This is a genomic window from Cryptosporangium sp. NPDC051539 (genome assembly GCF_044454545.1).
Lineage (GTDB): Bacteria > Actinomycetota > Actinomycetes > Mycobacteriales > Cryptosporangiaceae > Cryptosporangium.
This window is the reverse complement of sequence record NZ_JBITDV010000001.1, coordinates 718,717-744,988: the sequence shown is the minus strand read 5'-3', so window position 1 is coordinate 744,988 and position 26,272 is coordinate 718,717. Positions and strand designations below refer to the sequence as shown.

Genomic DNA, 26,272 nt, shown 5'->3' with positions numbered 1-26,272 from the left:
CGGTGCTTCGCGGATAACTGCGGTCAGACCCTGAACTCGGCGTGGACACGGTACGTATGACTAACACTACGGTCCGCTGATCTCCTCTCACGTCGAACGGGGTACGGACGTGACGATGACCCGCCGATGCTGCGCCGCGCTGTTGACGATGGTCCTCACCGGCTCGGCGGTCGCCTGCGACCGCCGGCCGGACGCCGCCTCCACGCGGACGTCGACGACGTCCACGAAGGCCGACGAGGACGCCGCCCGCACCGCGGTCAAAGACACCTACGACTCCTTCTACCGCGTGTTCGCCGACGCCGCGACGTCCGGGACCTACCGCCGGAGCGACTTCGCGAAGTACCTGAGCGAACCCGAGCTGAGCAGCATCATCCAGACGCTCGACGATCTGCGCGCCCGGAAGGTCGTCTATCGCGATCGGCCGGCCTGGAGCGTCGAGGTCACCTCGGTCGACCTGCACAGCCGGCCGCCCACGGCCGCGCTGCGGGTCTGCCTGGACATGTCGCAGTCGCCGCCGGTGGACCAGAGGTCGAAGAAGACGCTCACCCGGCGGGGCGAACTCCGGCGGTACGTGCAGACGGCCGAGGCCAAACAGATCCAGGGCGCCTGGTTCATCGCCGATTCGGCGACGCAGCGGACGACGCCGTGCTGACCCGTCCGGTGCCGAGCGGATCGTCGGGGATCAGCCGGACCAGGAGCAGCCCGAGCAGGTAGCCGCCGACGCTGTCGGTGAGCCAGTGCCAGCCCAGATACGTGGTTCCGACGAACACCAGCACGCCGGGGAGCCAGCGCACGAGCTGTCGTCCGGCCGGGCTCAGGATGCCCGACAACAGGATCGCCAGCACCGCGTAGTAGACGAGACCGTTGCTGACGTGCCCGGAGGGATACTCCACCGCGGGGTCGCCGCTGAACATCAGGATCGAGCCGTGGTGCGGCGCCCCGCGTGACGTCCAGCGCTTCAGGGCCTCGACGAGCGCGCTGCTGACGGCGGCGGCGCCCACGGCCAGCACGAGCGGGCGCACCGAGCGACGCCGGACCGCCACCACGACCGCGACGACGAGCACCAGCGGCAGGGCCAGGCCGCGCTGGCCGAGCAGGTCGAACCCCACCAGGATCGTGTGCAGCCACGGCGGCCGGTGCGCGTCGCCCCAGTCGCGCACCGCGCGATCGACGTCCAGCACCGGCGGCCACCAGACCAGGGCCGCGGTGAGCGCGACGAAACCCGCGACCAGGAGCCCGTTCACCCACCGGCCGCGCGCCGCCCGCTGCATCGCCCGACGCTACCCCGAGCGTTGACCAATTCGCGTCAAGCGACGAACGTGGACGGGCAGACGAGTACATGAACCAAAGGAGTCTCATGTCTCCCACGGCGTCCGACACTGTCACCAACTGGCTCAACGACTTCGAAGCCGCTCTCGCCGCGCGAGACCCGGACCGCGCGGCGCAGCTGTTCGCGCCGGGCAGCTTCTGGCGCGACCTGGTCGCGTTCACCTGGAACATCACCACGGTCGAGAACCGTGACGGGGTGCGCGACCTGGTCGCCGCAACCACCGCTGACGCGTCGAACTTCCGCGTCGCCGACGGAGAGGAGCCGGAAGAGGCCGACGGCGTCACGACCGCGTACTTCACGTTCGAGACCGCGGCCGGGCGGGGCTCCGGCCTGCTGCGGCTCACCGCCGAGGGCGCGTTCACGCTCCTCACCACGCTCGACGAGCTGAAAGGCCACGAAGAGACCCGGCCCAAGGGCGTGGAGCACGGTGCCCGGAAGGACCGGGTCACCTGGACCGAGCGGCGCGCGGCCGAGCTCGAGGATCCCCACCCGTACGTCGTGGTCATCGGCGGCGGCCAGGGTGGCATCGCGCTGGGCGCGCGGCTGCGCCGGCTCGGCGTCGACCACGTGGTTCTCGACCGGCACGAGCGGCCCGGTGACCAGTGGCGCAGCCGGTACAAGTCGCTCTGCCTGCACGACCCGGTCTGGTACGACCACTTGCCCTATCTGCCGTTCCCGGAGAACTGGCCGGTGTTCGCCCCGAAGGACAAGATCGGCGACTGGCTCGAGATGTACACCCGGGTCATGGAGGTCAACTACTGGGGTTCCAGCACCGCGAAAACCGCGAGCTGGGACGACGTCCGGAAGGAATGGACGGTCACCGTGGACCGGGCGGGGGAGGAGCGGGTGTTGCGGCCCAAGCAGCTCGTCTTCGCCCTCGGCGTTTCCGGAAAGCCCAACGTGCCGGTCATCCCGGGGCAGGACGTGTTCGCCGGGGAGCAGCACCACAGCTCGGCCCACCCGGGGCCGGACGCGTACCGGAACTCGAAGGTCGTCGTCATCGGGTCGAACAACTCGGCGTTCGACATCTGCGGCGCGCTGTGGGAGGCCGGGGCGGACGTCACGATGGTGCAGCGCAGCTCGACGCACATCGTGCGGTCGGACTCGCTGATGAACCTCGCGCTCGGCGACCTCTACTCCGAGCGGGCCGTCGCCGCGGGCGTCACCACGCACAAGGCCGACACGATCTTCGCCTCGCTGCCGTACCGGTTCCTGCCGACGGTCCAGATCCCGGTCTACGAGGCCATCGCCGAGCACGACAAGGAGTTCTACGCCCGCCTGGAGAAGTCCGGCTTCCGCCACGACTGGGGCGACGACGGGTCCGGGCTGTTCCTGAAGTACCTGCGCCGCGGCTCGGGCTACTACATCGACGTCGGCGCGGCCGACCTGGTGGCCGACGGCGAGGTCCCCGTGGCTCAAGGCCAGGTCGTCGAGCTGACCGAACACTCGGTGAAGCTCGACACCGGGCAGGAACTGCCGGCCGACGTCGTCGTCTACGCCACCGGCTACGGCTCGATGAACGGACTGGCCGCGGACATCGTCGGGCAGCCGATGGCCGACAAGGTCGGCAAGGTATGGGGGCTGGGCTCCGACACCGCCAAGGACCCGGGCCCGTGGGAGGGCGAGGAGCGCAACATGTGGAAGCCCACCCAGCAGGAGGGGCTGTGGTTCCACGGCGGCAACCTGCACCAGTCGCGCTACTACTCGCTCTACCTGGCTCTGCAGCTCAAGGCCCGGCTGGAGGGCATTCCGACGCCCGTTCACGCTCTGCAGGAGGTGCACCACACGTCCTGAGGCCCGTCGCGGCGGCGTCCAACACCGGTGGCCTTCAGGCGGCCACCCGGAACGCCGCGCGCACCGCCGTGTCGCCGGTGATCCCGAGATGATCCAGCCCCAGCAGCGCCGACCCGATCACCGGCGGCTCGTCGGCGTGCACGAACCGGGCGCGGGGGAACTCGGGGAGCACCCGGTCGAACACGCCGCCCAGCAGGCGCCGGTCGCCGCCGGCGAGGATGCCACCGCCGAGAACCACCGGAACGTCGCGGCCGCGCAGGTCCAGCCGACGCAACGACGCCCCCACGAAATCGGCGATCTCTCCGGCGAGCCGGTCGACGAGGCCACCGGCGACGGCATCACCCTCCTCGGCGAGCCGGAACGCCACCGGGCACAGCTCGCCGAAACGTTCCGGCGAGAAGTCTCCGAAGTGGAACGCCTCGATCGCTTCCAGCACGGAGGCGACGCCGAAGTGCGCGATCACCGCCGCCGCCAGCACGGTGGCCGGACCCCGCCCGTCCTCGGCCCGCGCGGCGGCCGACATGACCTCGGCCCCCAGTTGCAGACCGCCACCCCAGTCGCCGGACACGGTGCCCAGCGACGGGAACCGCACGACCTGGGAGCCCGACACCCCGACGCAGTTGATCCCGGCGCCGCACACCACCGCGACGCCCTCGCCGCCGGCCGTGCCCAGCCGCAGCACGGCGAACGTGTCGTTGTCGACCACGGCCGAGCGCGACCATCCGCGCGAGGTCACGGCGGCGAGCATCTCCCGCCGTTCCCGGGTCAGATCCACGCCGGCCAGGTAGGCGGCCGTGTGGGCGACCGCGACGGGCCCGAGGTCGAGTCCCGCGCTCCGCAGCGCCTCCCGGGCCAGCGTCTCGATCGCGGCCACCGAGCCGGGCACGCCGAGGACGTGCGGGGAGTACCCCGGCCCGCGCCGGCGGGCCAGCAGGCGGCCGGCCCGGTCGAGCACCGCGACGTCGGTCTTGCTGTTCCCCCCGTCGATGGCCAGCAGCACCCCGCTCGGGGTCGTCGCGTCCGGGCTCACGCCCAGGCCAGGAAGCGGGCGTTCTCGGCCAGCAGCCGGTCGGCCAGGCCCTCGGCCAGCGCGTACTGGCCGACCAGCGGATGCGCCAGCAGCGCCTTGACCACCCGGTCGCGTCCGCCGTGCAGCGCCGCGTCGACGGCCAGCTCCTCGTAGGCGGCGGTGTGCGCGATCAGACCCCGGAGCGAGGGGTCGACCGGGCCGATCGGCCGGGGCACCGGTCCGGAGGCGTTGATCGTCGACGCGGCCTCGATGACCGCTTCGTCGGGAAGGAACGGCAACGTCCCCCGGTTGCGGACGTTCACGACCTGGACGTCACCGGTGTCTTGCAGCAGCGACGAGACCAGATTGATCGCGGCCAGCGAGTAGTGCCGCCCGCCGCGGTTCTGCAGGGCGGCCGGCTTGGTCACCACCGACTCGTCCCGGTAGAGCGCGAGCAGTTCCTGCTCGACGTCGCTGACCACCGCCGCCCGTGGGCGTTCGGTCTGCTGTTCGGCGAAGACGACGTCGTGCGCGTAGTAGTAACGCAGGTAGTAGGACGGCACCGCGGCCTGCAGCCGGAGGTGCTCGGGCGTCAGGCGGAACGCCTCGCCGAGTTCCTCGGCGCGGTCGGCGATCAGCGACGGCAGCACGTCGTCGCCGTCCAGGTACACCGCCGTTTCCCAGCTCAGGTGGTTCAGCCCGACGTGACGCAGGCCGACGCGGTCCGGGTCGACGTCGAGCAGGCCGGCGAAGTTGCGCTGGAAGTTGATCGCCACGTTGCACAGCCCGACGGCCTTGTGCCCGGCGTCGAGCAGGCTTCGGGTGACGATGCCGACCGGGTTCGTGAAGTCGACGATCCAGGTGTCCGGGTCGACCCGCGAAGCGATGTCGAGCACCACCGGGACCGTGCGCAGGGCCTTGGCGAACCCGCCGGCACCGGTGGTCTCCTGGCCGAGGCAGCCGCAGGCGTGCGGGAACGTCTCGTCCGAGAGGCGGGTCCGCTGGCCTCCCACCCGTAGCTGGACGAGCACCGCCCCGGCGCCGTCCACGCCCTTGTCGAGGTCGTCGGTGGCGCTGATGACGGCGTTCTGGCCCGCCGCGGCCACCATCCGGCGCGCGAACCCGGCCACCACGTCGAGGCGGTCCGGGTCCGGATCGACGAGCGTGATCTCGTCGATCGGGAACGGCGAGGTCAGCAGCCCGTCGATGAGCTCCGGCGTGTACGTCGACCCGCCGCCGACAACGGTGAGCTTCATCCTTTGACCCCGGACAATTTGATCCCTTCGATGAACGACTTCTGGGCGAAGAAGAACAGGACGAGGACCGGCAGCATCACCAGCACGGTGGCGGCCATCGTCAGGTTCCACTGGACCTGGTGGGTGCTGCGGAACGCGGCCAGCCCGAGCGACAGCGTCCAGTTGGCGCGGTTCTCGCCGGTGTAGAGCAGCGGGCCGAAATAGTCGTTCCAGGTCTTGAGGAACATGAACAGCCCGGCGGCGGCGATGCCCGGCCGGGCCATCGGCACCACGATCCGCAGCAGCACGCCGAGCTCCGAGGCGCCGTCGATGCGCGCGGAGTCGATGTACGACTGCGGTATCGCGACCAGGAACTGACGCAGCAGGAAGATGCTGAACGCGTCGCCGAACAGGTTGGGCAGGATCAGCGGCCAGAGCGATCCGGTCAGCCCCAGCTTGGCCCACATCACGTACATCGGCACGGCGATGACCTGCGGCGGCAGCAGCATGGCCACGATGACCAGGTAGAACGCCCAGGTCCGGCCCCGCCACCGCAGTTTGGCCAGCGCGTAGGCCACCGGGATGCTGGAGATCAGCATCGCGGCGGTCGCGGTGACCGAGTACAGCAGGCTGTGGGCGAAGTAGCCGACCAGCGGGGCCTTCCGGAACACCGTGACGAAGTTGCTCCACTGCCACTCGTGCGGCCACAGGTCGCTGGTCAGCGCCTGCTGGTCGGTCATCACCGACGTCAGGAGCAGGAACAGCAGCGGCGCCAGGAAGCCGACGGCCATCGCCAGTGCCACCGCGTGCAGCCCGCACCAGGCCAGGGCCGAACTCACTCGTGCGCTCATCAGTCCTCCTGCCCGCCGGCCGTCGCCCGCAGCCGCTGGACGAGCACCACGGTGAAGATCACCGACACACCGAAGAGCACGGTGGCCATCGCGGAGGCGTAGCCCATGTTGTAGGAGTGGAATCCCCGCTCGTACAGCCACATCGGGAACGTCAGCGTCGAGTTGTCGGGGTAACCGAGCGAGGCGACGTTGCCGACGGCGTCCGACGATCCGGACGCCACCGCGCCGGCCACCGTGGCCTCGGTGAAGTACTGCAGCCCGACGATGATCGAGTTGATGATCGCGAACAGCAGCACCGGCGAGATCGACGGCAGCGTGATGTGCCAGAACTTCTTGATCGGGCCGGCACCGTCGAGGGACGCGGCCTCGTAGTAGTCGGTGGGCACGTCCAGCAACGCGGCCAGCAGGATCACCATGACCTCGCCCGAGGCCCACAGCGCCAGCACGGTCAGCGACGGCTTGGCCCACGACGGGTCGTTGAACCAGAGCGGTCCCTTGATGCCGACGAGGCTCAGCAGCTTGTTCACCGGCCCGGTGCCGGGGTTGAACACGAAGACGAACGCCAGCGCCGCGGCCACCGGCGGAGCCAGCGACGGAAGGTAGAACAGCGTCCGGAAGACGCCGCCGGCCCGGCTCTTGAGCTTGCTCAGCACCAGCGCGGTCAGCAGCCCGTAGCCCACCCGGCCCACGGTGATGGCGACCACCAGATACGCGGTGTTGCGCGCGGAGATCCGGACCAGCGGATCCTTGGTGAACAGGAACACGTAGTTGCGCGCGCCGACGAACACCGGGTTGTTGATCAGATCGAAGCTGGTCAGGCTGTAGTAGAGCGTCGAGAGCAGCGGGTAGACGAAGAAGACGCTGAACCCGACGAGCCACGGCGACATGAACGCCAGGACCACGAGCCGGCGGTGCGTGCTTCGGCGGCGGGGCGGCGCCGTGACCGGCGCCGCCGCTGCTCGGGTCAGTACCGTCATTTCTGCAAAGCGAGGTCGTCGTCGATCTGCTTGTCGGCGTCCTTCAGACCCTTCTTCAGGTCGGTGACGCCGCCGGTCTGCCATTTCACCGCGAAGTCCAGGGTCGTCTTCAGGTAGGCGCCCCCGTTGGGTGTGGTCGGCAGCGAACTGGAGTGCGGGTTCGTGTAGATGTCGAGGAACGGCGCGAGGTTGCCGGTGAACTTCAGATCCGGCGACTTGAGCGCCTCGGTGGTCGTCGGCAGGTTCTTCAGTCCGTTGGCCAGCGAGACGAGCGGCTTGGTCTCGGTCGTCAGGTACTTGATCAGTTCCCAGGCCGCGCCGGCGTTCTTGGCGCCCTTCGGAATGCCGACGATGTTGCCGCCGACGTCGCTGCTGCCGTAGGTGTCGGCGCGGTCGTCGGCCACCGGGAGCGGCGCGGTGCCGTACGAGAGGTCGGGGGCCTGCGAGTCGACGAACCCGGTGCGGAACTCACCGTCGAACATCATCGCGATCTTGCCGGTCTGGAACGCGTTGTCCGGCGAGTACTTCTGCCCCGCGGCGGCGGTGAACGCCGTCAGCTTCTTCGCGGTGTAGAAGTCGGTCAGCTGCTTCTGCCATTGGAACAGGTTCGTCCACCCGGGGCTCGACGAGAGGCTCGACTTGCCGTCGGAGTCCTGCCATTCGGCCCCGAACTGCGGCGCCCAGACGTCGACCCGGTTGTTGTAGAAGCCGAGCGTCGGCACGAATCCCGCCACCGCGATCGACCCGTCGGGGCTGAACTTGGTCAGCTTCTTGGCGGCGGCAGCGAGCTCGGTCATCGTCTTGGGCGGTGCGGTGAGGCCGGCTTCGGCGAACAGCTTCTTGTTGTAGTAGAGGCCGTAGGCGTCGGACAGCAGCGGCATCGCGCAGCGCACCTGGTCGTACTCGGTGTAGTCGCGCACGGCCTGGGGGAAGACGCTCAGGTCGACCTTGTCCCGGTCCAGGTAGCCCTTGAGGTCCTGGAACGCGCCGGTCTTGCAGTACTGGCCGAGCGCGTTGGCGTTGCTGGAGATCGCGACGTCGGGCGCGGTGCCACCCCGGACGGCCTGCGAGATCTTGTCGTCGTCCTGGCTGCCCTCGCTCTTGATCGTGATGTTCGGGTGCTGCTGGTGGAATCCGTTCAGTGCGGAGTCGAGCGCGGCCAGTTCCTGGTCGGCGAATCCGCTCCAGACCGTGAGCGTCACCTTGTCGTCGGAGCCGGGGGCGTCCCCGACCCCGGGTTTGTCTCCGCCGGTTCCGGAACAGGCGCTGATCGCGAGTACCGCGGCCACGGCGGCGGTGATCGCTCGGACAGATCTCTTCATCTGGTTCTCCGGGGGGTTCGGTAAGTCAGGAATCGCCGAGTGAGGAGCCGGCGGAAAAGTAGTGCTCGCGGGCGTGCACCAGAGCGGCCTGGACCGCGCCGGCGCGGACCGAGTCGGAATCGGGGCGGCCGGGAAGAATGCGGACCCGGGGCTCGACGAATTCGGCCAGCGCGTCGCTGATCGCCGCGCGCAGCGCCGGACCGCCGGTGCTGCACACCGCGCCGCCCAGCACGATCAGTTCCGGGTCGAGGATGCTGACCACGGCGGCCAGACCGGCCGCGATCCGGCGGGCCAGGTCGGTGAGGAACCCGCCGTCGCGCCCGAGACTTTGCCGGACCGCGTCGACCGCTCCCACGGCCTGCAGTCCGTGGGATCCGGCCAGCGTCAGCAGGGCGGAATTGGCCAGCAGGTCACCGAAGCGGTGGACGCCGGGCAGCGGCTCGCGGGCCAGATCGGGAACCGGCGTGAAGCCGAGCTCACCGGCGCCGAGGGTGGCTCCGCGGACCAGCCCGCCGTGCACCACCACCGACGAGCCGACGCTGCGCTCCGAGATCCAGAGCAGGACGAAGTCCCGCACGTCCTGGGCGCTGCCCCGAGCCATCTCGTTGAGCGCGACGAGGTTGACGTCGTTCTCGATCGTGAACGGGACGTCGAGGACGGCGCCGATCGCCTGCAGAACGTTCACGTTCGTCCAGGCCGGCACGTCCGACGCGTACCGGAGCCGGCCGCTGACCGCATCGACCGATCCGGGAGTGCCGATGGCGACGTGGGCCAGGCGGTCGACGCTGATCCCGGCCTGGGCGCAGGCCTCGGCGAGCGCCGCCCCGAGCGCGGCCCCGGGCCCGGAGCCGGGCGTCGGCCCAGGCCCGGAGCCGGGCGTGGGGCCGGGCCCGGAGCCGGGCGTGGGGCCGGGCGCGGTCGCCGCGCTGGACGTCGTGCCGGCCGGGGCCGGGGCCAGGTGCTGGGCGACGGTGTTGCCGCGCAGGTCGGCGATCTCGACGTCGATGCCCTGACGGGTGACGTCGACGCCGGCGGCGAACCCCGCGTCGGCCTTCAGGCCCCAGAGCTGGGCGCGGGGGCCGGGCCCGACCTCGCGCCGGCCCAGGCGCTCGACCAGGCCGGCCTTCTCCAGGCGGCTCAGCAACTGGGCCGTGGCCGGCTTCGACAGGCCGACCAGGGCCTCGAGCTGCGCGCGGGTGATCGCCTCGTGCTGCAGGAGCGCCTCGAGTGCGGCGCGGTCGTTGAGAAAGCGCAGGGCGCTGGGGCTTCCGGACACCTGGTGTCGCCCTCCCGTTCCGCGGCTCGGATGAATCGATAGGAAACTTTCTTATCGATTCGAGGAAACTAACCACCGACGGGGGTGCCGTCAAGGGCTGCGGGCTAGTTCGCCCCGGCCGGGCGGCCGGGTTTCAACGCTCGAGGAACCCGGTCCGGTAGGCCCAGACGACGGCCTGGGTCCGGTCGCGGACGCTCAGCTTGGTGAGGATCCGCTTCAGGTGGGTGCGCACGGTCTCGATCGAGAGGTGGAACACGCCGGCGATCTCCGCGTTGGACAGCCCCTCGGCCAGCGCACGCAGCACCTGGGCTTCCCGCTCGGTCAGCGGATCCGGCAGCGCCAGCCGGTCCCGGTCGGGCGGACGACGGCGGGCCAGCGTCGCCAGCAGACGCCGGGTGACCTGCGGAGCCACCAGCGCGTCACCGGCGCCGACCACCCGGATGCCGTCGACCAGTTGCTCGGGCGTCGACCGCTTGAGCAGGAACCCGTCGGCGCCGGCCGCGAGTGCCTCCTCCACGATGTCGTCGAGGTCGAACGTCGTCAGGATCAGCACGCGCGGGCGCGGCTCGGGCCAGCGCACGATCTCGCCGGTCGCCCAGACGCCGTCCCGCCCGGGCATGCGCACGTCCATCAGCACGACGTCGGGTGCGGACCGGCGAGCCTCCCGCACGGCCTCGGTGCCGGTCGCCGCCTCGCCCGCGACCGTGATACCCGGTTCGGCGTCGAGCAGGGCCCGTAGGCCGCCGCGTACCACCGCGTCGTCGTCGGCGAGCAGGACCGACACGCCCGGGCTCACGGCGTCCGCCCGGGTAGCGTCGCCACCACGCGGAACCCGCCCTCGACCGGACCGGCTCGGAACGAGCCGCCCTCCAGGCGGGCGCGTTCGCGCATCCCGGCCAGCCCGCGGCCCGGCGCCGCAGGCGGGAAGCCGGAACCCTCGTTGAACACCTCGATCCTGGCCTCCGGCCCGGCCCGCCCGACGGTGACCCGGATCCGGCCCGACCGGCTGTGCCGGACCGCGTTCGTCAGCGCTTCCTGGACGATCCGGTAGAGGGCGCGGTGCCCGCTGGGGGAGAGGTTGACCGGCTCGACGTCGAGCGTCACGCGCCGGCCGGTCGCCTGGATCCGCTCGGCCAGTTCGGCGAGGTCGGCGGGTTCGGCGAGGTCGGCGGGTTCGGCGAGGTCGGCGGGTTCGGCGGGTTCGGGCGGTTCGGCTGGTTCGGCGGGTTCTCCCGGGCGCAGCACCTCCAGCACCTGGTCGAGTTCGCCGAGCGCCTCCCGGCCGGTCGTCTCGATACTGGTCAACGCCTCGCGGGCGAACTCCGGGTTGGTGCCGAACACCTTCCGGGCGACCCCGGCCTGCAGCGTCATGACGTTGACGCTGTGACCGAGCGCGTCGTGCAGTTCCCGGGCCAGCCGTCCGCGTTCCTCGAGCTGGATCCGGCGGCCCAGCTCGACCTGTTCGCGGGCGAGGAGTTCGCTGCGGGAGCGCTCGGCCGCGGCCGCCGCCCGTCGCGACCGCGCCGCCTCGCCGCCGATCGTCGCGATCAGGAAGCACATCGCGATGCTGGTCAGGTCGGCGGCGTCGACCGGACCGCGGTCGAAGACCAGGTAGCTGCCGACGGCGACGGCGCAGGAGGTCACGCCCACCGCACGCAGCCGGAGCCCGCCGACGGCGAAACAGCTGAACAGCGCGATCCACGGGCACCACTGAACGATCTGGACGGTGAACCCGAACATCGCGTTCACGGCCAGGCACAGCGACGAGATCGCGACCCCCACCGGAGCCGATCGCCACACCAGGCTGAGCGCGGCGACGACCACCAGCGCGACCGCGAGCCCGTCGGCCGGGCGGTAGGGCCATGCGGTCGGGACCAGCAGGGTGCCGACGACCGAGGCCACCGCAAGCCCGGCCGCGAGCCACAGGTCGAGAGCCTGGACGTTCGGACGACGTGGCCGGAAGGAGCGCACAGCCCATTCTCGCCGGTGATCGCGGTACGACGGATCACCCTCGCGGGTGATCCGCGATCACGCCGCAGGGGCTCGCCGCGCACGACCTCCGGATCGGAGCCTGGTCGCATGACCCTCCGATCGGACCGGCCCCGCCGCCTCGCCCGCGGCGTCACCCGCGGTTGGATCGCGCTGAGCGCGGTCGCCATCGCGATCATCGCCCCGCTGCCGTACTTCGTCCTCTCGCTCGAGGAGATGGCGTCCAACGGCACGATCGCGGCGAACTACGTCGACCGGCCGCACCTGGTGCAGGTCGCGTTCCACCTGCACATCACGTTCGGTGGCCTGGCGCTGCTGCTCTCGCCGATCCAGCTCTCCAGCCGGATCCGGGCCCGGGTGCCGCGTCTGCACCGCTGGGCCGGCCGGATCACGATCGGGGCGATCCTGGTCGCCGGACCGGCCGGTGCCGTGCTCGCGACCACGAACGTCGCCGGCGCGATCGGCGTCGTGGGATTCGGCTTGCTCGCCGTCGTCTGGACCGGCTGCGCGGTGGCGGCGCGGGCCGCGGCCCGCCGGCGAGATTTCGTCACCCACCGGCGGTGGGCGATCCGGACGTTCGCGCTCACCTATGCCGCGGTCACGCTGCGGCTCTGGCTCGCCGTGCTGATCCCCGCGCAGGTCGCGGCCGGGGTGGACGAGACCCTGGCGTTCGACCGCGCGTATCCGCTCATGCCGTTCCTCGCCTGGGTGCCGAACCTGCTGCTGGCCGAGTGGTACCTGCGCCGGCGTCCGGGCCCGGGTGGCCGGAGCCGGACGCTCCGGCCGTCCGGCGCCGTTGAAAGGCCTCGGTAGCGGTATATCTTGGTTACCGATACATTGGCGCCATGACGACGCCGCTGCGGGAACCGACGTTCCTGATCCTCACCGCGCTGGCCCGGCAACCGCTGCACGGGTACGGGCTGATCACCGAGGTCGCCGAGCTGTCCGGCGGGCGCATCACGCTGCGCCCGGGCACGCTCTACGGTGCCCTCGACCGGCTCACCGACGACGGCCTGGTCGCCCCCGATCGCGACGAGGTCGTCGACGGGCGGCTCCGCCACTACTACCGCCTCACCGACGAGGGGCTGGACGCGCTCGGAGCCGAAACCGAACGCATGCGCCGGAACCTCGACGCCGCCGCGGCCCGCCTGCGCGCGTCCGGATGGAAAGCGCGCCCGGCCGCGGCGGGGGGCATCGCATGAGCGGGCCGGACCACGGCGCGAGCGAGCAGGAGCACGGCGCGAGCGGGCGGTTGGAGCGGCGGTACCGGCGGCTCCTGCGGGCGTATCCCGCGGCCTACCGGGCTGCGCGCGGCGACGAACTCGTCGACACCTACCTCGACACGACCGGCACCGGCCGGCACCGGCCCACCCCCCGCGACGCCGCCGACGTGCTGGCCGGTGGTCTCCGGCAGCACCTGCGGGCGCGCGGAGCGTCCGGGTTGCCGGGCGGCGTCCAGCTCGCGGCGGTGCTGGCGCTGGCCGCCGGATCGGTGCTGGCCGCGGGCTGGCTAATGGTGATCGAACTCGCGCCCCAGACCATCAACTACTCCGGTGGTCATCCGTACGGGCCGGTGCACACCCCGGCCGCGTTCGCCTGGATCGTCTGGCTGGCCGCGACCGCCGCGTTCGCCGCCGGGTCGGGCCGCTGGTGCCGCCGGCTGATCGCGTCCGCGCTCGGGATCGTCGTGGTGGCGAAACCGATCGGGATCGTGGTGTGCGGTGCCGTCGGTGCCGAGCCGTGGTCCGACAGCTACGTGCCCTCGCTGGTCGCGCTCGTGCCGCACGCGGCGCTCGGCGTGCTCGCACTGGCCGTGCCGGGCCGGCCGGGCCGGGTGGTGCGGTGGCTGCCGCTGCTCGCCACCGTGGTCACCGCCCCGGTGGTACGGAGCCAATTCGAGGGTTACTGGACCTACGCGTATCTGGCGCCGCGCCTGTTCGTCGACGTGGCGGCACCGCTGCTCGTGCTCTCCGCCGCCGGGGTGGCCGCCGCCCTGGTGTTCCGCCGGGACGCGCGGTGGCGCTGGGTCCTGCTGGCGGTGCTGCCGCCGCTGACGCTGCTGCTGGTCGATCTGATGATCCACGTCGTGGCCGATCTGGCCGGCTACCACCCCGGGGACGGGATCTACGGCTACCAGGTCGGCGTCGCGCCGTACTTCCTCGAGCGGTCCGCGGTCAGCCTGGTGTCGGCGGGCGTCACGCTCGGCGTGCTCGGGCTCGCGGTCGCCGTCAGCGGGCGACACCGCGCTAGCGCACCAGCGGACCGGTCCCGCCGTCCAGATAGTGCCATCGACCGTCGACCCGGGTGAACGAGCTGCGCTCGTGCTGCACCCGGCGCTCGCCGTCGGCCGTCCGCGCGATCGCACGGAATTCCACCACGCCGGTCGCGTCGTCCGGGCCGCCGTCCACGGTGTCGACGATCTGCAGCGCGCGCCACGTCGTCCCGGCGTCCAGGTCGACGCGATCGGGACGCGTCGAGGGGTGCCAGGTCCGGTGCAGGTACGGCGCGAGGCCGCGGGCGAACGCGCTGTAGCGGGAGCGCATGAGCGCCTCGGCGGTCGGGGCCGCGCCGCCGAGGTGAAACGGCTCGCAGCACTCGCCGTACTCCCGGCGGGAGCCGCACGGACACCGGTCGACGACACACCTCCACGAGCACAGCACCTGGGCCGCGCCGAGCGTATACCGTGTCGTCCCATGCCATCGGGCCGCAGGTTCTGGTTAGGGGTCGTCGTCGCCTCGGCGCTGTGCGGCGTGCTCGGCGGCGTCGCCGGGACGTTGCTCGTGCTCCACTGGCCGCACCGGAATCGGACCTACGACACCGTCGTACAGCTGGCCGCGGACCTCGGCTGCTCCCCGACGATCGTCGGCGACGGCGACGTGGCGCGCGAACGCGGCACCTGCGACGGCGGGAAGCTCACGCTCTCCACCTACCGGGACCACAACGACGCGATGGTCGACGTCAGCAAGCTGCACCACCTCTACGGCGGGCGGCGGCTGGTCGGCCACAACTGGGTGGTCGGTTGCGACCAGCCGCGGGACTGCGAGACCTTCCGGGACGAGCTGGGTGGCGAAATCGTCGATGAACCGTGAAACGTCCCTTCGTTAGTATTCCCGCGTGACCTCGGACGTCGACGACGCGCAAGCCTCGGTGGAGGCGCTGGTGGCGCGGTTCTTCCCGCCGTCGACCGAGGCCTGCCCGACGCTCCTGGAAGATTCCGATTGGCAGCCGATCGTCGACGGCATCACCTACTTCCGCGAGCTGGCCGAGCTGCTCGACCGGGTCGGGCCCGGCGACGCAGTCTACATCGCCAGCTACTCGGCCGACCCGGCCCTGGATCTGACCGGCCGGGCGGGCACCGACCCCGACCATCGTCCGTTCACCGACGCGCTGGCCGAGAAGGCGGTCGACGGGGCCGACGTCCGGGTGGTGCTCAGCGCGGCCGAGTACTCCGGGGGTGTGCCGTGGCTGCCGTTCGGGCCGTTCCGGGCCAACGTGGTCGCCGCGCGCGCGATGCGTGGCTGGCAGCCCACCACCCGGGACGTCGCCGAACCGCCGCTGCGTAACCGCGTCCTGCTGGACTGGTCCGGGCCGGTGCTGGGTTCCAACCACCAGAAGCTGGTGGTGTTCAGCATCGGCGGGGCCGTGACCGCGTTCGTCGGCGGCCTCGACCTGATACCCAGCCGCTGGGACGCCAAGCCCCACGACCGGCTCCGGCTCGGGCCGCACCGGTGGGGATGGCACGACGCGGCCGCGCGGCTGACCGGACCGGCCGCCGCGCGGGTCGGGGAGGTCTTCCGGGCCCGGTGGGAGAACGCGGCCAAGCTGCCACCGCGATTTCTTCCCGGCCGCTGGTTCACCTACCCGCGGGGCGGTGCCACCGTGCTCAACCCGGCCGACGCGCCCCGCACCGTGCCGCCGGTTCCCGAGCAGTCCCCGCAGCCGACGCCCGGCGTCGCGTTACGCGTACTGCGCTCCTACCGCCCGTGGCGGGTGTACCGCCGCGAGGGATGGGTGCGGATGCGCACGCCCGCAGTGGTGCGGACCGGCACCTACGAGGTCTACGAAACGCTCATCACCGCGATCAAGGCGGCCCGGCGGTACATCTACCTGGAAGATCAATACTTCCATGAATCGCCCGGCGGCAACCGCCACTACGAGCTGTTCGGCGAACTGCGCGCCGCCGCCGGCCGCGGGGTGAAAGTGATCCTGGTCGGGTCCGGGCGCCGGGACCCGGCCGACGGGGGCGACAGCACCGTCCGGCCGGTGATCACCCGCGACCTGCGCCGCCAGGTCATCAACCGGCTTCCCGAGTCCGCGCGGCAGAACGTCGTCATGTACCGCGTCCGTGACCTGACCGTGCACACCAAGCTGATGCTGATCGACGACGTCTTCGCCAGCATCGGTTCCGCCAACTTCTTCAGCCGGTCCATGGTCGGCACCGACAGCGAGTTGACCTGCGCGCTGGTCACGACCGGGCCCGCGGTGACGGACCTGCGCGTGCACCTGTGGGCCGAGCACCTGCGCACGCCGGTCACCGACGACCTGCAGCGCCACCTCGCCGAGCTCGACACCGCGCTGGGCATCTGGCGCTCCGAGTGGCTTCCGGCCGACCGGCCGCCCGGCACCTGGCGTACGACCGGCGCACCGGCCGGCTTCGCCCCGGTCGAACACGTCCTGCTGCCGGCCCGCTACTCCCGCTGGTCCCGCCACTGACCATCGGCCGCCCGGCGGTCTACCTCGCCGGCCCGATCAGCGTCGCGATGCCCGCGCAGAGCACCCGGACGCTGCTCCGGAACATCGTGTCCGGATCGGAGCCACTGCCGGCCACGGTCAGCGGATACGCCGCCGCGAGGCCGGCCGCGGCCCGGGCGTCGGGCGGGGACGCCGTATCGCTCTGTTCCTGGAGCACGAACCCCGTGACGTAACTCAGCAGCGTGTCGGCGGCCACCCCGCGGTCCGCCGCCGGAACCCCGGCTGCGTCGAGGGTCTGCTGCAGCCGTTCCATCAGCGCGAGCGCGGCCGGGGTGAGCAGCGCCGGGCTGGCGGCCAGCAGCGCCGGGGCCCCGGCCCGCGCCCGCAGGCTCGTCCGCAGCGCCGCGAGTTGCGCTCCGACCCGCTCCTCCCAGGACGCCTCTGGCGGGAGCGAGGCCAGCGCCGCCGCTCCGGCGTCGTAGGCCTCGCCGGCCACCCGGTCGGCCAGCATCGCCAGCAACTGTTCCTTGTTCTTGACGTGGTAGTAGAGCGATCCGGCGTGGACGTCCAGGGCGTCGGCGATCTGCCGCATGGACATCCCGGCGTACCCGCGCTCGGCGAACGCCCGCATCCCGGCGTCGACGATCAGCTCCCGGCTCAGCTTCACGCCGTCAGCGTAGCCGATTTCAAACACCGTTTGAAAAGGGGGACGCCGGTTGCTACGCTCGGCCGGCACGATTCAAACAGTGTTCGAAAAGAGGGCCCGATGACGTGCTGCTCCACCCGCCGCGCGGCGTCGCCCCGGCGATCCGGCTGCGCCTGCTCGCGCTGGCGGTTCCGGTCGCCGGGCTGGCGCTCTGGTTCCTCCAGGCCAACGGGCACGGCCTGGTGAGCGCCGAGGGCTTCGCATTCGGAGCGCTGGTCGCCCTGTTTCCGTGGGCCGGCCGCTCCGGTCAGCGGCGGTACCAGCGCGGCGGCGGGGTAGCCTTTCGGCGCTTCCGCCGGACCACCGCGGTCACCGCGGCGACGGCCGCGGCTCCGGCCAGGCCGGCGACGCCCGCCCGGCCCTTGCGCCGGCCCGTCCGGGCGCCGGTGACCTCAGTGGACTCGCCGGCCGGGACGTCCGTGACGTCCACGACCTCGGGGTGACCGATCGGTGGGGGTGACTGCGACATGGTGTGCTCCTCTCGCAGGGCGCCCCGCCGCTGCGGGGCGCCGCCTCACGTCCGACTGGGACGCCCCGGTTGCGGCCTGTCATCAGCGGACTACCCGTTGTGAGGGCGTTCATTCCCCGTCGCTACTGGGCGGCCGGGTAGGCGCGGACGCCCTCGCCGCCGTTCGGCGGCAGTCCGATCCCGACGTACTCGTTGACGACGAGCGGCGCCAGGCCGGGGGCGATCTCACGGTCCTTCCCGGAGCGGGCGTCCAGCACGACCGGGCCGTTGTCGGTGGTGCCGTAGACCGCGCCGTGCCAGGCCGCGGCGATCCGCGGCGCCACCCGGGTGCCGGCCCGGTCCGGCAGTTCCCACAGCGTCTTCCCGGTGGTGGAGTCGAGTCCCACCGCCCACCCGGACCGCCCGCAGACGGTCACGTCCTTGCCGTCGAACTGGCACCGCACGCTGCTGTAGTCGGCCGCGGACCGGTCCCTGACCTTCCCGGTGGCGACGTCGAGAGAGGCCACCAGGGTGTCGCCGCTGCCGTAGTTCTTGCCGGTGGCGATCAGCAGGGCCGGTCCCACGGACGACACGATCAGCTGCTGGGAGCCGGGCAGCGCCGACCACTTCTGCTTGCCGTCGGCGAGATCCAGGGCCAGCACCGACGAGGGGTCGGAGAGCGGGTCACCGGTCGCACCGACGACGACGCCCGAGGTCACCACGCCGGGCCGGAAGTCGGCACGCGACCAGCGGGCCTGCTTGGTCGCCAGGTCGACGGCGACCACGCCCTGAGCGGTCTGGTACGTGACGCCGACGGCCAGCGTGCCGGCGTCGACGCCGATCGGGTCGGCGGCCAGCCCGGCGTAGCCCTGGTCGAGCCCGGCGGGTGCCTCCACCTGCGCGGTCCACAGCGACTTGACGGTCTCGGCGTCGACCGCCACGATCTCGATCGCGCGCCCGGCCTTCTGCGTTCCCTTGGCCGGCCGGTCGACGACGAACGTGGCCAGCACGGTGGCACGCCCGTTGTCCGTCCAGACGAGCGGCGCCCGGGCGGCGTCGGTCCGGGCGGGGTCGGTGCCGCCCGGGGTCGTGCCGGTGGGGGCCTGGGTCGTGCCGGCCGTCGGCGCGATCGTCGCCAGCGTGCGGCCGGTGATCGTGTCGACGGCCAGCAACGCCGTCGTCGACGCGATGAACGCGGTGGTGCGGTGCAGCGTGACCGGAAGCGGCCGCACCGGGGCGTCGCCCCCGCCGATCGTGTTCTCGCTCGCCTCGGCCGGCAGCGCGGCGCCCTGCGGACCGAAGCGCGTCGGGGGATCGAAGGCGGCCCGCGGCGACGGGCTCGGGGCGGCCGACTTCGGTGTGGACGGTGCCGGGGAGCGCCGGGGTTCGGACTCACCCCCGTCGCTGCAGCCGGCGAGCACGAGCAGGGAGACCGCGCCAATGGCGGCGTAGCGGCGAAGCAACGGGTACTCCCTGGTGACTCAGCGACTGGCTCGGGAACTGCGTCGGCGCGCGGCTACCGCGGCTGCGCCAACGGCAGTCGGACAGTGACCGTAGTGCCCTGCCCGAGTTCGCTGTACACGTCGAGGCTGCCCCCCATCGCCTCGGTCAGCCCCCGCGCGAGCGGCAGCCCGAGACCGACGCCCTCTTCGGAGTCCGCACCGAGCCGGTCGAACGGGACGAACAACCGGTCCAGGTATTCGTCCGCCATGCCCGGCCCGGTGTCGCGCACCGTGATCCGGGCCTGTCCGTCGTGGACGGTCCAGCCGAGGACGACGGTGCCGTCCGCCCGGTTGTAGCGGACCGCGTTCGCGGCCAGGTTGAGCAGCACCTGCCGGATCCGCCGCTTGTCCCCGAGCAGATCGGCGGGCGCACCGGCGGAGACGCGGAGGCCGACCCGCTCGGCCGCGGCGAGCGGTTCGAGCATGGCCAGCACGTCTGCCACCACCGGCTCCAGCGGCACGGCGGTGACGGTGAGCGGTAGCACGTTCGCCTCGATCCGGGCGACGTCGAGCACGTCGTTGACCATCGCGAGGATGTGCCCGGCGGCCGCGGAGATGTGGTCCAGCGCGGCCGTCCGCCGGTCGCGGTCCAGGTCGAGCGTGCCGAGCAGTTCGGTGAACCCGGTGATCGCCTGCAGCGGCGTGCGCAGCTCGTGGCCGAGCGCGGACACGAAGTCGGTCTTGGCCCGGTTGGCGGCCTCCGCGGCGTGCTGGGCCAGCTCGGCCTCCACCCGCCGGCGGCGTTCCCGTTCGGCGGCGCGTTTGCCGGTGACGTCGAGGACGTTCACCGACAGCGCGTGATCCTGGATCGGGGAGACCGCGATCGCGAGATCGAGGATCCGGCCGTCCGCGGCCCGTGCCGTGGCCTCGTACTGGTCCTGCCGGTCGGTGCCACCGCGGCGGGTGAACAGCTCGTCGAGACCGGCGCCGATCAGCGACCGGCCCAGCAGCGCGCGCATCGCCCGGTTCACCCGCGTGACGCGACCGTCCCGCGTCGCCAGCGCCATGCCGACCGCGTTGTCCTCGAACGCCCGCCGGAACCGCTCCTCGCTCTCGGTCAGCGCGCCCAGCAGCCGGTCGTGGTCGATCGCGACCGACGCCAGGTGCGTCAGACGTTCGACGAGATGCGTCTCGCGCGGCGTCGGGCGGTGCGGGCTGGGGTGATAGACCGCGAACGTGCCGGTGATGCCGTCGCGTCCGCTGATCGGCGTCGACCAGCAGGCCCGCAGGCCGAACTGGTCGGCCAGCGAGCGGTAGCTCTCCCAGCGCACGTCGAGGCGGACGTCGACCGCGACGACCGGCCGTCCGGTGTAGGCGGCGGTTCCGCAGGAACCGGCGTACTCACCGATCGAGAGGCCGTCGATCGCCGACGAGTACGCGGCCGGCAGCGACGGAGCCGCGCCGTGGCGGAGCGTGCCGCCGTCCAGCAGCAGCACCGAGCAGCAGCAGCCCGGCACGAGGTCCTCGAACGTGGTCGCGATCCCGGTGAGCACACCGCTCAGCGCACCCCCGGCCGCGATCTGCTCGAGGATCTCGGTCTGCCGGGCCAGCAGGCCGACCGCGTCCGCGTGGTCGAGCGACGTCATGGTTCGAGCCGGTAGCCCACGCCGCGAACCGTGACCAGGAAGCGGTGGCCGAGCTTGTGCCGTAAGCGGTGGACGTGCTCGGTCACCGTGGCCTCGCTCTGCCAGCCGGTCGAGCTGGACCACACCTGCTCGAGCAGCTGCGCCCTCGTGAACACGTGCCGGGGGTGTCCGGCGAGGAACGCGAGCAGGTCGAACTCGCGGGCGGTGAGCGGCACCGGCTCTCCGTCGAGCTCCACCTCGCGGCTGGCCGGGTCGATCCGCAGCCCCGACCGTGCCACCGCGACCGGTGGGATCCCGCCGGTGCGCCGCAGCACCGACCGGACCCGCGCCGCCAGCTCACCGGGGGAGAACGGCTTCACCAGGTAGTCGTCGGCGCCGAGGTCGAGCCCGAGGATCCGGTCGCCCTCACCGCTGCGGCCCGACAGGACGACGACCGGCGTCCGGTCACCGCTCTCCCGGAGCCGGCGGAGCAGGTCCAGCCCGGCCAGCCCGGGTAACGACAGATCGAGGACGACGAGATCGGGCCGCTCGTCGACGATGCTGCGCCAGGCGGTGTTGCCGTCGGCGGCCACGCGCACGTCGTAGCCCTCGGACTCGAGCTGCCAGGAGACCACGGTACGGACGCGGCTGTCGTCGTCCACCACGAGCAAGGTCCCCGGTGCCATGGCCGCTCCCACCCGATGCGGCCTCATTGCCGCGTCCGCCGACCGTAACCCACCTACGGGAAAAGCGCTCTGACCTCAGCAGGCTCCGGTCCGCCGGGCTCGATCAGCACCACCGCGTCGTCGAAACCGGCCTCGGCGTAGCGACGGAGGGCCACCGCGGTGGACCCGAGGTCGGTCACCGGGAGCGCGCACACGATCGCCCGCCGCCCACCGGCCGCCCGGTACCGCTCGTGCGCCTCGAGGAGCTGGTCGGTCGTCCGCCGGTACGCGGACGCGAGCCAGCCGTCGAACTCCCGCGCCGCCCGGTCGACGTTCGCGCCCCACGAGCCCAGCAGCAGCGGCGGCGCGGAGACCGGCGGGCCGAGGGAGCCGCCCTCGATCAGCGCGCGAAGCCGGGGAACGTTCTCCCGGAAAGTAGCGAAGCGGGTGGAATAGTCGCGATCCAGCAGGCCGAAGTCGGTCGCCGTCGACCCCGGGCTGAGGCCCAGGGACAGCCGGTCTCCGCACACCGCCAGCAGCGACAGGACCCGGTGCGCCAGCTCCGCCGGGTGGTGCAGCGGGACCTGCACGGTCGCGGTGGCGAGTTCGACGCCCTCGGTCGCGGTCGCCGCCACGGCGAGCGTCACGAACGGATCCGGCACCAGCGTCCCGCGCCCGATGATCTCGGGCGTCCACAAGCTTTCGAAACCGGCGTCCACCAGCCGCCGGGCCCAGCGCGCGGTGGCGGGCGGCGGAGCGTCCGACAAGTGAACCAGCGTGGCACCCAGCCGCACCGGTCAGCCCAGCCGATCCGACGCGAAGCGTGCGTACCAGCGCAGGACCCCGGGGTCATCGACCGACGCGGGGTTCGCCGCCTTCTCCAGCGGGGTGCCGCGCAGCAGTTTCTTGATCGGGACCTCGAGCCGTTTGCCGGTCAGCGTGTGCGGCACGGCCGGCGCCTCGACGATCTCGTCCGGGACGTGCCGGGCGGTCAGCCGGGTGCGCAGCGTGGAGACGATCTTCCGCTTCAGTGCGTCGTCCAGCCCGAAGCCGGGCGCCGGCACCACGAACAGGCCCAGCCAGTACCCGTCGTCGGGTTGCTCGACGCCGATCACCAGCGTCTCCGCGATCTCCGGCATCGTCTCGAGGACGTCGTAGAAGTCGCCGCTGCCCAGGCGTACGCCGTGCCGGTTGAGCGTCGAGTCCGACCGGCCGTGGATCGTGAGGCTGCCGTCGGCGTGCAGCGTCACCCAATCGCCGTGCCGCCAGACGCCGGGCCAGGTCTCGAAGTACGACTCGGTGTAGCGCCGCCCGTCCGGATCGTTCCACAGGTGCACCGGCATCGACGGCATCGGCTGGAGCACGACCAGATCACCGACGCTCTCGACGACGGGAACCCCGTCGTCGTCCCAGGCGGCGCAGTCGACTCCGGCGAGGCGTCCGCCGATCCGGCCCGGCCGGACCGGGGCGTACTCGTTGGAGCCGACGAACGCGCCGGAGACGTCCGTGCCGCCGCTGGTCGAATCGACCCGCACGTCCGGGCCGACGTGCTCGGCCACCCAGTCGTAGCCGGCCGGCGGCAGCGCCGAGCCGCTGACGAGCAGGTGGCGGAGCCGGCTCAGCTTCTCCCGCGGTGGGACGGAAGCGCCGATCACGGCGGCGCCGAGCATCATCACGTCGGCCCGGGTGCGGTCCGCCACCTCCCAGATCACCCCGGCCGGACTGCCCTCGTACAGCACGATCGCGGCGCCCTGGGTCAGCGCGCCGAGCTGCATGTTCCAGAGCGCCCAGCCGGTCGAGGTGTAGGTGAACATCCGCTCGCCGGGGCGCAGCCCGCAGTACAGCCCGGCCCACTTCAGGCCTTCGAGCGTGATTCCGCCGTGGCCGTGCACGAGGCCCTTCGGCAACCCGGTGGTGCCGGACGTGAACAGCACCCAGAGCGGATGGGAGAACTCGACCGGCGCGAACTCCGGCGGCGCGTCCTCGGCGAGGAGTTCGTCCCACGGTGTCGCGCCCTCGGGGTGCGGACGGTTCAGGTACGGGACGTTCACGAACTGCCGCACGGTCGGGAGGTTCTCCCGCAGTTGCGCGACGACCTCGGTGCGGTCGATCTCCTTCGTGTTCCAGTGGTAGCCGTCCGCCGCGATCAGCACGCTCGGTTCGAGCTGCGCGAGGCGTCCGATCGTGCCTTCGGCACCGAAGTCCGGAGTACAGCACGACCAGGTCGCGCCCACCGCCGCGGTGGCGAGGCAGGCGATCACCGCGTGCTCGGTGTTCGGCAGGTAGGCACAGACCCGGTCGCCCGGGCGCACGCCGTTGCGGCGCAGCCAGCCGGCCGCCGCCGCCACCGACCGCCGCAGGCTCGCGTAGGTGATCTCCCGCGCGTCCGGACTTCCTTCGCGGACGCAGAGCAGCGCGGGACTCTCGTCGGCCCCCCGTCGCAGCGCGTGTTCGGCCCAGTTGAGGCGGGCCCCGGTGAACCAGCGGGTGTGCGGCATCGGGTCGGCGGTGCGCACCTGGGTCCAGGGCTCCGAGAACGCGACGGCGTAGTAGTCGACGATCGAGAGCCAGAACCGGTCGAGGTCCTCCACCGACCAGGCCCAGAGCGCGTCGTGGTCGGCGAACGGGCGGCCCTCGCGCCGCTCCAGCCAATCGAGGTAGGCGCGGAGCGCGGAGGCGTCGATGCGCTCTGACCTCATGGCCCCAACCTACGGCCGGGGTCCCGGCCCGGGCGAGGGTTGAGCATCCGTTGAGATTCAGGTGTGAACGGGTTGAGGAAGAGCTAGCACCGTAAGCGCATGAAGCTCGCTCTGTATCTTCCGAACTTCCGCGACAACGTGACCGTCAAGGAGCTCGAGGATCTGACGGCGCTCGCCGAGGACCTCGACTTCGATTCCGTGTGGACGCTCGACCGGATCGTCGTCCCGGAGGCCTCGGACCGGGCCGAGCTCCAGTTCCCGTTCGGCATGATGACCGAGTTCCCGAAGGGCATGCCGGTCGTCTCGCGCGGCAAGTGGTTCCAGGGCATGACGCTGATCCCGTGGCTGGCCGCGAAGACCGAGAAGGTCCGGATCGGCATGAGCATCATCGACACGCCGTATCGCGCTCCGGGCGTGCTCGCGGCCGAGCTCGCCACCCAGGACCACCTGTCGAACGGCCGGCTCAACGTCGGGGTCGGCTCGGGATGGATGCCCGAGGAGTTCGCGGCGGCTTCGGTGCCCCATCTGTTCCCGCGCCGGCACGGCCACGTGCGCGAGACGATCGAGATCATGCAGGGCATCTGGCAGAACGAGCTGTTCGAGTACCACGGCGAGTTCGCGGACTTCCCGCTCTCCGGCTTCGGCCACAAGCCGATCCAGCAGCCCGGCCCGCCGATCTACTTCTCCGGGCTGAAAGACGCGCAGCGGGCGGCCAAGCGGATCGCGAAGTACGGCCTGGCCGGCTGGATCGGTATCCAGGACACGCCCGAGGAGATCACCCGCTGGCGGGGGGAGATCGAGCGTGAGCTGGGGGAGCTGGGCCGGGGCCTGCCCGAGGGGTTCGACGTGTGCTCGATGATCTGGTTCGTCATCACCGACGAGCCGATGGACCAGAGCCCGGCCGGCAAGGGCACGAATCTGCTGGCCGGGAACGCCCAGCAGATCGAGGACAGGCTGAAGCGCTACCGGGACGCGGGCATGACGATGCCGCTGCTCTGGCCTCCGTTCCGGGACGTGCCGACGTCGAAGACGCTGGACGATCTCAAGCGGCTGACCGAGGAGATCATGCCGAAGGTCAACGCGGCCTGATCAGATCGCGTCCGTCGGTAGCAGCTGCCAGACCGCGTTCGGGTCGTTGACGTTCGGGTACTGCATCAGCAAGGCGGTGAGGGCGGGCGTGTACAGCGAGAGCTTGGGGCCGCCCGCGTTGAAGATCTGGTAGAGACCGGGCCCGGCCGGCTCGACCCGCCAGCTGAGGTTCCCGTCGGGGAACGAGAATCCCCGGAAGACGATGTCCTTGCAGACGTGCAGGGCAAAGGCGCCGAACGCGTCAGCGTCGTAGGCCAGGCAGTAGCCGTTCGGCTCGTAGACGAGCCAGGAGAAGCCGTCCCGGACGGACTGCACCTGGAACACCTCGTTGGGGGTGTACGTGCACCCGTGCATTTCGAGGCGGGGTGCTCCGGCGCCGGGGTGGCGAGCGGCGCACTGGTGGGTCACGTTGTTGATCAGGTAGAACGTGCTGAATTCGGGCAGTGTGGCGGCCTGGGCCGGCGTCGCGGTCAGCGTCACCGCGGCGGCCACCAGGACCGCCACCGTGGCGGTGAGGCGTGCGAGCAGCGTCGTCATATGTATGCCTCTCGGAGGGGTGCGGTCAGCCTGCGGCGGCTCCGTGTGCCGAGGCGTGTGACGCCGCTGATCGCGGTGACGAGAGCGCGGCCGGGATCGGTCGACGTGCGGACGAAAGCCCCGGTGGACGCGAAGTATTTTTGCCGCCGAGTGCCACTACTTTGGGTCAGTTCGGTATGGCGCTGAGTGATTGGATTGATAGCATGTAAACCAGAAGTGCACAGTGCGAGTACACACCCGGTAGTTTCGTCTGAACCGATTCGTGAGTCAGGAGGAAGGACTAGCGTCGGGGCATGGCTCGCACCGGACGCCCGACGGTTCCGCTCGTGCTGACCCCGGCCGAGCGGGCCGCGCTCGAAGGCTTGGTGCGACGTCGCTCGACTCCGCAGGGCCTCGCCTTACGGTGCCGAATCGTGCTCGCCTGCGCCGCTCCTGCCGCTCCTGCCGCTCCTGCCGGTTCTGGCGTTCCCGCCACTCCCGCCGGTTCTGGCGGTTCTGCGGCTCCCGCAGCTCCCCCCGGTTCTGCGGCTCCCGCCGCCTCCGGTGGTCCTGCTCCCGATGGTTCTGCCGGTCCTGGCGGCTCGGC

General features: G+C 71.7%; 26 protein-coding genes. 9 read left to right on the top strand and 17 right to left on the bottom strand.

All coding sequences use genetic code 11. The features are described from left to right. Positions 1 to 115: 115 nt before the first annotated feature. Positions 116 to 652: a hypothetical protein gene (locus ACIBZJ_RS03535; protein ID WP_395925030.1), complete on the top strand. Its 537-nt coding sequence runs from the start codon at positions 116 to 118 to the stop codon at positions 650 to 652. Here ACIBZJ_RS03535 and ACIBZJ_RS03530 read toward each other — a convergent pair. Beyond that, on the bottom strand, positions 612 to 1,271 hold the full coding sequence (locus tag ACIBZJ_RS03530; protein WP_395925028.1) for a phosphatase PAP2 family protein: 660 nt from the start codon (positions 1,269 to 1,271) through the stop codon (positions 612 to 614). The two genes, ACIBZJ_RS03535 and ACIBZJ_RS03530, sit on opposite strands and share 41 nt — an antisense overlap. Positions 1,272 to 1,339: 68 nt before the next feature. On the opposite strand from ACIBZJ_RS03530, the gene ACIBZJ_RS03525 reads away from it, so the two are divergent. Further along, the gene (locus tag ACIBZJ_RS03525; RefSeq protein ID WP_395925026.1) at positions 1,340 to 3,124 is read left to right on the top strand and encodes a flavin-containing monooxygenase; all 1,785 of its coding nucleotides are present in this window, start codon (positions 1,340 to 1,342) and stop codon (positions 3,122 to 3,124) included. 34 nt (positions 3,125 to 3,158) lie between these two features. Here ACIBZJ_RS03525 and ACIBZJ_RS03520 read toward each other — a convergent pair whose 3' ends face one another. From ACIBZJ_RS03520 to ACIBZJ_RS03485, 8 genes are all read right to left on the bottom strand, one after another. Beyond that, positions 3,159 to 4,154 carry an N-acetylglucosamine kinase gene (locus tag ACIBZJ_RS03520; RefSeq protein WP_395925024.1) on the bottom strand — a complete coding sequence of 332 codons (996 nt, stop codon included), beginning with the start codon at positions 4,152 to 4,154 and terminating at the stop codon, positions 3,159 to 3,161. Beyond that, positions 4,151 to 5,389 (bottom strand): 6-phospho-beta-glucosidase, encoded by a 1,239-nt coding sequence (locus tag ACIBZJ_RS03515; RefSeq protein ID WP_395925021.1) that lies wholly within the window; start codon positions 5,387 to 5,389, stop codon positions 4,151 to 4,153. Before ACIBZJ_RS03515 ends, ACIBZJ_RS03520 begins: the two co-directional genes overlap by 4 nt. Continuing rightward, positions 5,386 to 6,219 carry a carbohydrate ABC transporter permease gene (locus ACIBZJ_RS03510; protein WP_395925019.1) on the bottom strand — a complete coding sequence of 278 codons (834 nt, stop codon included), beginning with the start codon at positions 6,217 to 6,219 and terminating at the stop codon, positions 5,386 to 5,388. Before ACIBZJ_RS03510 ends, ACIBZJ_RS03515 begins: the two co-directional genes overlap by 4 nt. Continuing rightward, positions 6,219 to 7,196, bottom strand: a complete 978-nt coding sequence (locus ACIBZJ_RS03505; RefSeq protein ID WP_395925017.1) for a carbohydrate ABC transporter permease — start codon at positions 7,194 to 7,196, stop codon at positions 6,219 to 6,221. The genes ACIBZJ_RS03510 and ACIBZJ_RS03505 overlap by 1 nt, the downstream gene beginning before the upstream one ends. Then, positions 7,193 to 8,518, bottom strand: coding sequence for an ABC transporter substrate-binding protein (locus ACIBZJ_RS03500; protein WP_395925015.1), 1,326 nt, complete (start codon positions 8,516 to 8,518; stop codon positions 7,193 to 7,195). Before ACIBZJ_RS03500 ends, ACIBZJ_RS03505 begins: the two co-directional genes overlap by 4 nt. 25 nt (positions 8,519 to 8,543) lie before the next feature. Continuing rightward, entirely contained in the window at positions 8,544 to 9,794 is a 1,251-nt protein-coding gene (locus ACIBZJ_RS03495) for an ROK family protein (protein WP_395925013.1), read from the bottom strand. A 133-nt stretch (positions 9,795 to 9,927) separates the two neighbouring features. Continuing rightward, positions 9,928 to 10,590: a response regulator gene (locus tag ACIBZJ_RS03490; RefSeq protein WP_395925011.1), complete on the bottom strand. Its 663-nt coding sequence runs from the start codon at positions 10,588 to 10,590 to the stop codon at positions 9,928 to 9,930. Next, positions 10,587 to 11,765, bottom strand: a complete 1,179-nt coding sequence (locus ACIBZJ_RS03485) for a sensor histidine kinase (protein WP_395925009.1) — start codon at positions 11,763 to 11,765, stop codon at positions 10,587 to 10,589. The genes ACIBZJ_RS03490 and ACIBZJ_RS03485 overlap by 4 nt, the downstream gene beginning before the upstream one ends. Before the next feature lie 108 nt (positions 11,766 to 11,873). On the opposite strand from ACIBZJ_RS03485, the gene ACIBZJ_RS03480 reads away from it, so the two are divergent. The 3 genes from ACIBZJ_RS03480 to ACIBZJ_RS03470 are packed head-to-tail and all read left to right on the top strand — an operon-like array spanning position 11,874 to position 14,091. Next, on the top strand, positions 11,874 to 12,596 hold the full coding sequence (locus ACIBZJ_RS03480; protein WP_395925007.1) for a DUF2306 domain-containing protein: 723 nt from the start codon (positions 11,874 to 11,876) through the stop codon (positions 12,594 to 12,596). Between the two features lie 32 nt (positions 12,597 to 12,628). Further along, complete coding sequence (locus ACIBZJ_RS03475) at positions 12,629 to 12,985, top strand: PadR family transcriptional regulator (RefSeq protein WP_395925005.1); 357 nt, start codon at positions 12,629 to 12,631, stop codon at positions 12,983 to 12,985. Next, on the top strand, positions 12,982 to 14,091 hold the full coding sequence (locus ACIBZJ_RS03470) for a hypothetical protein (protein ID WP_395925003.1): 1,110 nt from the start codon (positions 12,982 to 12,984) through the stop codon (positions 14,089 to 14,091). Before ACIBZJ_RS03475 ends, ACIBZJ_RS03470 begins: the two co-directional genes overlap by 4 nt. On the opposite strand, the gene ACIBZJ_RS03465 is transcribed toward ACIBZJ_RS03470, so the two are convergent. After that, on the bottom strand, positions 14,030 to 14,440 hold the full coding sequence (locus tag ACIBZJ_RS03465; protein ID WP_395925998.1) for a YchJ family protein: 411 nt from the start codon (positions 14,438 to 14,440) through the stop codon (positions 14,030 to 14,032). The two genes, ACIBZJ_RS03470 and ACIBZJ_RS03465, sit on opposite strands and share 62 nt — an antisense overlap. 36 nt (positions 14,441 to 14,476) lie before the next feature. Here ACIBZJ_RS03465 and ACIBZJ_RS03460 point away from each other — a divergent pair, with 36 nt between their 5' ends. Next, complete coding sequence (locus ACIBZJ_RS03460; protein ID WP_395925001.1) at positions 14,477 to 14,872, top strand: hypothetical protein; 396 nt, start codon at positions 14,477 to 14,479, stop codon at positions 14,870 to 14,872. A gap of 25 nt (positions 14,873 to 14,897) precedes the next feature. Continuing rightward, positions 14,898 to 16,496 carry a phosphatidylserine/phosphatidylglycerophosphate/cardiolipin synthase family protein gene (locus tag ACIBZJ_RS03455; protein WP_395924999.1) on the top strand — a complete coding sequence of 533 codons (1,599 nt, stop codon included), beginning with the start codon at positions 14,898 to 14,900 and terminating at the stop codon, positions 16,494 to 16,496. Positions 16,497 to 16,515: 19 nt separating this feature from the next. On the opposite strand, the gene ACIBZJ_RS03450 is transcribed toward ACIBZJ_RS03455, so the two are convergent. After that, complete coding sequence (locus tag ACIBZJ_RS03450) at positions 16,516 to 17,142, bottom strand: TetR/AcrR family transcriptional regulator (protein ID WP_395924997.1); 627 nt, start codon at positions 17,140 to 17,142, stop codon at positions 16,516 to 16,518. 104 nt (positions 17,143 to 17,246) lie between these two features. Between ACIBZJ_RS03450 and ACIBZJ_RS03445 the strand changes: the two genes are divergently transcribed. After that, positions 17,247 to 17,624, top strand: a complete 378-nt coding sequence (locus tag ACIBZJ_RS03445; protein ID WP_395924995.1) for a hypothetical protein — start codon at positions 17,247 to 17,249, stop codon at positions 17,622 to 17,624. Between the two features lie 148 nt (positions 17,625 to 17,772). Here the strand turns inward: ACIBZJ_RS03445 and ACIBZJ_RS03440 are convergent, their stop codons facing one another. The 5 genes from ACIBZJ_RS03440 to ACIBZJ_RS03420 are packed head-to-tail and all read right to left on the bottom strand — an operon-like array spanning position 17,773 to position 24,060. Next, positions 17,773 to 19,092 carry a PQQ-binding-like beta-propeller repeat protein gene (locus ACIBZJ_RS03440; RefSeq protein ID WP_395924993.1) on the bottom strand — a complete coding sequence of 440 codons (1,320 nt, stop codon included), beginning with the start codon at positions 19,090 to 19,092 and terminating at the stop codon, positions 17,773 to 17,775. 53 nt (positions 19,093 to 19,145) lie between these two features. Next, positions 19,146 to 20,717, bottom strand: coding sequence for an ATP-binding protein (locus ACIBZJ_RS03435; protein ID WP_395924991.1), 1,572 nt, complete (start codon positions 20,715 to 20,717; stop codon positions 19,146 to 19,148). Continuing rightward, the gene (locus ACIBZJ_RS03430) at positions 20,714 to 21,382 is read right to left on the bottom strand and encodes a response regulator transcription factor (protein WP_395924989.1); all 669 of its coding nucleotides are present in this window, start codon (positions 21,380 to 21,382) and stop codon (positions 20,714 to 20,716) included. The genes ACIBZJ_RS03435 and ACIBZJ_RS03430 overlap by 4 nt, the downstream gene beginning before the upstream one ends. A gap of 53 nt (positions 21,383 to 21,435) precedes the next feature. Beyond that, entirely contained in the window at positions 21,436 to 22,128 is a 693-nt protein-coding gene (locus ACIBZJ_RS03425; RefSeq protein ID WP_395924987.1) for an LLM class flavin-dependent oxidoreductase, read from the bottom strand. 30 nt (positions 22,129 to 22,158) lie between these two features. Beyond that, complete coding sequence (locus ACIBZJ_RS03420; protein ID WP_395924985.1) at positions 22,159 to 24,060, bottom strand: acetoacetate--CoA ligase; 1,902 nt, start codon at positions 24,058 to 24,060, stop codon at positions 22,159 to 22,161. 99 nt (positions 24,061 to 24,159) lie between these two features. Here ACIBZJ_RS03420 and ACIBZJ_RS03415 point away from each other — a divergent pair, with 99 nt between their 5' ends. Next, complete coding sequence (locus tag ACIBZJ_RS03415) at positions 24,160 to 25,149, top strand: LLM class flavin-dependent oxidoreductase (RefSeq protein ID WP_395924983.1); 990 nt, start codon at positions 24,160 to 24,162, stop codon at positions 25,147 to 25,149. On the opposite strand, the gene ACIBZJ_RS03410 is transcribed toward ACIBZJ_RS03415, so the two are convergent. Beyond that, complete coding sequence (locus tag ACIBZJ_RS03410) at positions 25,150 to 25,686, bottom strand: RICIN domain-containing protein (protein WP_395924981.1); 537 nt, start codon at positions 25,684 to 25,686, stop codon at positions 25,150 to 25,152. Positions 25,687 to 26,272: the final 586 nt, after the last annotated feature.

Bases quoted from the DNA above. Each gene is read 5' to 3' on its own strand.
- ACIBZJ_RS03430 (WP_395924989.1), bottom strand. From the start codon at position 21,382: ATGGCACCGGGGACCTTGCTCGTGGTGGACGACGACAGCCGCGTCCGT.
- ACIBZJ_RS03475 (WP_395925005.1), top strand. From the start codon at position 12,629: ATGACGACGCCGCTGCGGGAACCGACGTTCCTGATCCTCACCGCGCTG.
- ACIBZJ_RS03415 (WP_395924983.1), top strand. From the start codon at position 24,160: ATGAAGCTCGCTCTGTATCTTCCGAACTTCCGCGACAACGTGACCGTC.
- ACIBZJ_RS03535 (WP_395925030.1), top strand. From the start codon at position 116: ATGACCCGCCGATGCTGCGCCGCGCTGTTGACGATGGTCCTCACCGGC.
- ACIBZJ_RS03470 (WP_395925003.1), top strand. From the start codon at position 12,982: ATGAGCGGGCCGGACCACGGCGCGAGCGAGCAGGAGCACGGCGCGAGC.
- ACIBZJ_RS03420 (WP_395924985.1), bottom strand. From the start codon at position 24,060: ATGAGGTCAGAGCGCATCGACGCCTCCGCGCTCCGCGCCTACCTCGAT.
- ACIBZJ_RS03525 (WP_395925026.1), top strand. From the start codon at position 1,340: ATGAACCAAAGGAGTCTCATGTCTCCCACGGCGTCCGACACTGTCACC.
- ACIBZJ_RS03460 (WP_395925001.1), top strand. From the start codon at position 14,477: ATGCCATCGGGCCGCAGGTTCTGGTTAGGGGTCGTCGTCGCCTCGGCG.
- ACIBZJ_RS03515 (WP_395925021.1), bottom strand. From the start codon at position 5,389: ATGAAGCTCACCGTTGTCGGCGGCGGGTCGACGTACACGCCGGAGCTC.
- ACIBZJ_RS03510 (WP_395925019.1), bottom strand. From the start codon at position 6,219: ATGAGCGCACGAGTGAGTTCGGCCCTGGCCTGGTGCGGGCTGCACGCG.
- ACIBZJ_RS03480 (WP_395925007.1), top strand. From the start codon at position 11,874: ATGACCCTCCGATCGGACCGGCCCCGCCGCCTCGCCCGCGGCGTCACC.
- ACIBZJ_RS03410 (WP_395924981.1), bottom strand. From the start codon at position 25,686: ATGACGACGCTGCTCGCACGCCTCACCGCCACGGTGGCGGTCCTGGTG.
- ACIBZJ_RS03505 (WP_395925017.1), bottom strand. From the start codon at position 7,196: ATGACGGTACTGACCCGAGCAGCGGCGGCGCCGGTCACGGCGCCGCCC.
- ACIBZJ_RS03500 (WP_395925015.1), bottom strand. From the start codon at position 8,518: ATGAAGAGATCTGTCCGAGCGATCACCGCCGCCGTGGCCGCGGTACTC.
- ACIBZJ_RS03435 (WP_395924991.1), bottom strand. From the start codon at position 20,717: ATGACGTCGCTCGACCACGCGGACGCGGTCGGCCTGCTGGCCCGGCAG.
- ACIBZJ_RS03530 (WP_395925028.1), bottom strand. From the start codon at position 1,271: ATGCAGCGGGCGGCGCGCGGCCGGTGGGTGAACGGGCTCCTGGTCGCG.